Below are 5411 nucleotides of genomic sequence, written 5' to 3'. Positions count from 1 at the left end.
CCAGTTTTTTCTGATCGTCAAGCTGTTTTTCCAGTTCCTTTACACGCAGCTGATGTTCAGTTTCTTTGATGTTATTTTTCTCCGCCTCCTGTTTTCTGATCTGGTCGGTCATTTCCGCACGCTGTTCCTGCAGCTTACGCTGTACCTGCAGTTCAAGCTCTTCTTCACGCTGCTTCATCTGCGCCTCTTTTTTCAGGAAATCAAGCTCTTTGGCCCGGGCCTGTTTCAGCCGCTCTTCATTTTCCTTGTTGCTGTTGTCCAGCATTTGAAGTTTATTTTCGAAATCCGTTGTAATACTTTTGCGCAGACTTTCTTCAAGGGCAGACTGGAGCTGTTTTTTCTCTTCAGCAAGTTTCTGCTCATAATCCAGGGCCTGCTGCTTTTGCTGCTGTTCAAATGCGGTTTCCCTTTGCTTTTGCTGCAGGGCAAACTCATTTTGTTTCTTTGCGAATTCCTCTTCCTTTTGTTTGGTAAAAGAAACCATCTTCTCTCTGAGGTCTTTTTTATATTCCTCGGCCATCACCTCCTCAATAGGAAAAGTATGTGCACAATTGGGACATTTTATCTCTGTTGACATATCTCTCGGCTATAATAACTTCTGTACAAACAAACTCTCTGCAAATTTCATCGACACACTCCTGGGCTCTCCTCCGGCTATACCGACATATAAAGATCCGTCAAAATCGATCACTTCGATCACCTTAATCTTTGTTCCGATGGTGACCTGAAGTTTTTCCAGGTACTGCAGGAATAAGGTCGAGGTATCTTTTACCGCGGCAACACTACAGGTGTCCCCGGCCTTTAGCTCCGCCAAAAGTGTTTTAGCGATCACCGGCATCTCACCATTGGCTTTAGGAATAGGGTCCCCATGAGGATCAAATTCCGGAAAGTCCAGGAACTCTTCCAGCTTGTCAACCAGCTTGGCAGACTGGATATGTTCCAGCTGCTCAGCAACTTCATGTACCTCATCCCAGCTAAAATCCAGCTTCTCATATAGAAAAGTTTCCCAGAGCCTGTGCTTTCTTAAAATGGCGATCCCATTCTTTTTACCGGTATCCGTAAGCAGGATCTTTCCATATTTCTTATAAGTAACCAGGTTCTTTTCTTTCAGCTTTTTGAGCATATCGGTAGCCGTGGCTGGTTTCACACCCAGGTAAGCTGCCATTTCATTGGTTCCTGCCTCTGGTTTTTCTTCATTTTGAAAGCTCAGTTTCAGTAAAGCCTTCAAATAGTTTTCTTCTGTATAAGATAGCATATTACAAACTTAGATGAAATTGTTAGCTAAAACAACATGGTAATTCCTGAGGTCCTGCCACAGTCCGATATCAGAGATTGACAATTAAATGATGAAGTTGTTTGCCGTAAATCAATTAACTTTATGGCATGATCTATCCATCTACCTATCAGGCAGCGCGGCTTATTGCGCCAAAAGTTGAGGCTATTTTTGCCGAGCATCTCGCTGCTGCCAGGGAAAAAGGAGAAGAAGATCTTGCGCCGCAGCCTACTGCCAAGGTAGTTGAAGCCATACTGGATGCTACATTTTGGGCGAGCCTGCGGAAAGAAGAAGGGCATTCCCCAAAGATTTCCCTTGCGTTTCTTCCGCCACAGCAGGCGGGTAATCCATTGCTGTTCAAGCAGCGGTTCAAATTAAATCCGGGCATTCTTACCAAACTTGCACCGGGAATCGAACGTGCAGGGATTCACCTGGGCATCTGGGCAGATGAAGGTGAACTTTACATCTGGGGCACCACCGTAAGCATACCCAATTTTTGTTTTGTAGTTGATGTTTCTGAACCGGCGCTGCTGGTGATCAAACACCGCAGAATCTATGGCTTCGGGAAATTTACGAATGTCGCGGTGCTCAAAGGGGATCAGGTAAAAATGGTCGATGGGAAGAGTACAAGCATTCCCGATTGTCCGCCGATGCTGCTGTCACTGCTGGACCTTACCGCACCTTCTTACTGGAACGATTCTGTTAATGTCCTGATCCAACTGGCTGTTTCCATGCGCGCACATGCCCGGGGCGGTACACTGCTCGTGGTCGACAATGAGAACAACAACTGGCTTCAGTCTATTATAAAGCCTGTCCAGTATTATGTTCAGCCTTCTTTTAGCGGACTTTCTAAATTGTTGCAGCAGGACAGGAAAGAGTCCAGTCAGATCTTTTGGCAAACGGCGTTAAAACGTGAGGTAGATCACCTTGCCGGCCTTACAGCAATAGATGGGGCAACCATCATCAGCAACAACTACGAGTTGCTGGCGTTTGGCGCTAAAATAGGAAGGGCAAAAGGTAAAGACAATATAGACGAACTTGCTTTTTCAGAACCCATTTCAGGCGGAGATGCCGTAGTGGTACATCCAGCCAAGGTCGGCGGGACACGCCACCTTTCTGCTGCTCAGTTTGTTCATGATCAGCGGGATGCCACCGCTCTGGTAGCGTCGCAAGATGGACATTTTACCATATACACCTGGTCTACCTATCAAAACAGGGTTCAGGCACAGCGGATCGATACCCTGTTGTTATAAACTAAGAAAAGAGCGCTGCCACAACTATTGTGGTTAAAAATATAACCATTATCACAATTCGGTCACAGGCTATGCGCTGCTGTCTCGTCAGCTCCCTGGGCTGAACTTCTTCTTTTTGCCTGGCAAAAGCGTGGATGGGGTTTAATTTAATTAACATAGGTAGATGTAGTAGTAGGTGTATCAGATGGATATCAAACCTCAAGCCATAATTCTATCCGTTTGTGGAATTGTTGATAACTTCTATTTGTTTCATTAAAACCTAATAAAGTTTTAACATTGAAAGGGTAATCTAAAAATTATTGTACTGGTAATCAGACGTATAAAAGAAGGTTTGTATTTTTTATAGTACTATGTATTGCATGTTACTATATAAAGCATATATCTTTGTATTATTATGATAGCAGAAAATACACAAACACAAATGCGGAAGGGCATACTGGAATACTGTGTGCTCCTGATCATATCCAGAGGGCAGATCTATGCTTCGGATATCATCGCAGAATTAAAGTCGGCCCGTCTGCTCGTAGTGGAAGGAACGCTTTACCCATTGCTCACCCGCCTAAAAAACAATGGCTTGCTAAGTTATAACTGGATAGAATCTACATCCGGCCCCCCGCGCAAATACTATGTGCTAACTGAAGAAGGCAGGTCTATGCTGAATCAGCTTGACGGGACCTGGCAGGAACTGGCTTACGCCATCAATACTTCCAAAAAAGTAGCGGACGATCAATCCAATAATAATCCAATAAACTTAACCAAGTCATGAAGAAGACACTCAACATAAATATTGGCAATTCCATCATTCATATTGAAGAAGATGCCTACGAAATGCTCACCGTTTATCTGAATGAGGTAAAACAGCATTTCGCGAAAAACGCTGACGATTTTGAAATTATAACAGATATTGAAAACCGGATAGCAGAGATGTTTGGTGAAATGCTGTCTGAGCAGCAAAAGCAGGTTGTTGGCATTTTTGACGTGCAATCCGTGATCAGACAGATGGGGTCTGTGAAAGATTTTGAGTCGTCTGAAGAAGAGAACCCGGCTGAAGATTACCGTACCCAAAGCCAGGCCTTCAACCCGGTTAAAAAGCTTTACCGGGATACAGACCAGGCCATGATTGCCGGTGTCTGTGCAGGTTTGGGACATTATGTAGATGTCGATATACGCTGGATCCGGTTAATCACGTTCTTTACCCTATTCATAGGGGGTGCCGGTGTTTTAGCTTATATCATACTGTGGATCATGATCCCTAAGGCAGAAACCAAAACTGAAAAAATGAACATGCGCGGCCAGGAAACAACGCTTCGGGGCTTTGCAAACATTCATCTGGATCCCCTGGTACAACAATCAAAAGGATTTCTTGCGGAGTTCTTTGATGTTGTGGGCAGCTTTGTTAAAGGAACAGGAAAGGTGATCTTTAAGACGATAGCGCTATTGATCATTGCAGCGGCGTCATTTGGTTTAATCAGCTTATTTATTACTTTAATTGCCCTTATGGGGATTTGGGATGCTGATGTAGCCAATTATTTCCCATTCAACATCATCAATCAGGAATATTTTAACCCTCTTGCGGTTTCTGCCTTCCTGGTAGGGGCGATACCGCTTATTGCACTCATATTGTTCTCGGTCCGCGTAGCATTTAGCAGCAGGGATATCAATAAGACATTGTCATTTGTGCTGCTCATCATCTGGCTGGCGGGCATGGCACCATTAATTTTTTACATCACAAAAATATCTTCCGAATTTAAGGAAGGAGCAGAATTTTCACAAGTGACTGAACTTAAGCTCTATCAAACTTATACACTAACAATGGACCGGACCCGCTTCTTTAGCAGGGAGGACAGCTTGCGCTACAGTATAGATGCAGAAAATTATAGGGGCAGAAAGATACTTACTGACATTGATGATGAATTTAAAGCACCAAGAAATGTCAGGCTGTGGATAGAGAAAAGTGAAAGCGGTAAGATCTCGCTGAGTCAGAACTTCAAATCAAGAGGCAGAAATTTTCAGACCGCACTAAAAAATGCTCAGAATATACATTATGATTTTCTGCAAACCGATTCGCTGATAAACTTTAACCCGATGGTCCAGCTCAATAAAGATACCAGGTGGCGCGGGCAGGAGGTAGAGCTGACCATGAAAGTGCCGGTTGGTACTTTTCTAAACATCAGCGAAGAGCTTGGCCGGTACCTCAACGGACCCAATTATTGGGATTGCGGTCACGAAAGCCACCAGGGTTTTACCGAATGGGTCATGACAGAAGATGGTGTTAAATGCAGGCACGAAGCGCCGGTTAAGGATGCTGATTAAACCGGCGTGGTTAATCAGCAGTATCTTTATTTAACAGTATAGCGGTAGACATAGCGGGCAACATTTCCGTTTTTGTCTACCCCTTCAATAACCGCCCTGTAAGTTCCGTTACCGTCCGCATTGTAATACTCTAAAGTCAGCGGGCCGGTGGCGTTGGTCAGCACTTTAGGATTCCAGTAGATGGTTGTCCGCAGATCATTAAAGTTATAAGTGTTTGCAGCATTTACATATTTGGGCGAGTAGAATTCACGCTGTTTGGCAAATCCTTTCGGCTTAAATTTAACCAGATTGGCCTCCGGCATCATTTCCTTTAATTGCGCCAGACTGATTTTCGTTCCCTTAACCGCTTTTTTAGTATTGACCACAAGCACACCTTTGGTGTTGTACTGGCGGTCTATGGTGCCGAGTTCGTCCTTTAAAAATATTTCAACGGATTCTATCTCATCCGGCATTACAGTGGTGAGGCCGAAAAAATCTATCGGACTTGCATTCAGGAAAATTTGTACAGGCACCCTGCTTCCTGCATTGTAGTCACGAGTTACATAAAAGTTGTTTTCAAAAAAAGTGAGGCC

The 5411-nt window shown here is 44.1% G+C and carries 4 protein-coding genes and 2 pseudogenes; 3 read left to right on the top strand and 3 right to left on the bottom strand.

The window, feature by feature from the left end; translation table 11 throughout:
• Nucleotides 1-577: pseudogene (locus tag VK541_RS16775) on the bottom strand (DUF2130 domain-containing protein); the annotation flags it as partial.
• Between the two features lie 9 nt (nucleotides 578-586).
• Nucleotides 587-1255, bottom strand: a complete 669-nt coding sequence (locus tag VK541_RS16770) for a metal-dependent transcriptional regulator (RefSeq protein ID WP_324371484.1) — start codon at nucleotides 1253-1255, stop codon at nucleotides 587-589.
• Nucleotides 1256-1383: 128 nt separating this feature from the next.
• Here VK541_RS16770 and VK541_RS16765 point away from each other — a divergent pair, with 128 nt between their 5' ends.
• The 3 genes from VK541_RS16765 (at nucleotide 1384) to VK541_RS16755 (ending at nucleotide 4839) form a co-directional block, all read left to right on the top strand.
• On the top strand, nucleotides 1384-2526 hold the full coding sequence (locus VK541_RS16765) for a putative sensor domain DACNV-containing protein (protein WP_324371483.1): 1143 nt from the start codon (nucleotides 1384-1386) through the stop codon (nucleotides 2524-2526).
• 394 nt (nucleotides 2527-2920) lie between these two features.
• Nucleotides 2921-3292, top strand: coding sequence for a PadR family transcriptional regulator (locus VK541_RS16760; RefSeq protein WP_324371482.1), 372 nt, complete (start codon nucleotides 2921-2923; stop codon nucleotides 3290-3292).
• Nucleotides 3289-4839: a PspC domain-containing protein gene (locus VK541_RS16755; protein ID WP_324371481.1), complete on the top strand. Its 1551-nt coding sequence runs from the start codon at nucleotides 3289-3291 to the stop codon at nucleotides 4837-4839. Before VK541_RS16760 ends, VK541_RS16755 begins: the two co-directional genes overlap by 4 nt.
• A 26-nt stretch (nucleotides 4840-4865) precedes the next feature.
• Here VK541_RS16755 and VK541_RS16750 read toward each other — a convergent pair.
• Nucleotides 4866-5411: pseudogene (locus VK541_RS16750) on the bottom strand (carboxypeptidase regulatory-like domain-containing protein); the annotation flags it as partial.

This window comes from Pedobacter sp., assembly GCF_035317785.1.
In the GTDB taxonomy this organism is placed as follows: domain Bacteria; phylum Bacteroidota; class Bacteroidia; order Sphingobacteriales; family Sphingobacteriaceae; genus Pedobacter.
Note: the sequence above shows the minus strand (reverse complement) of the source record. Positions and strands in the feature narration are given on the sequence as shown.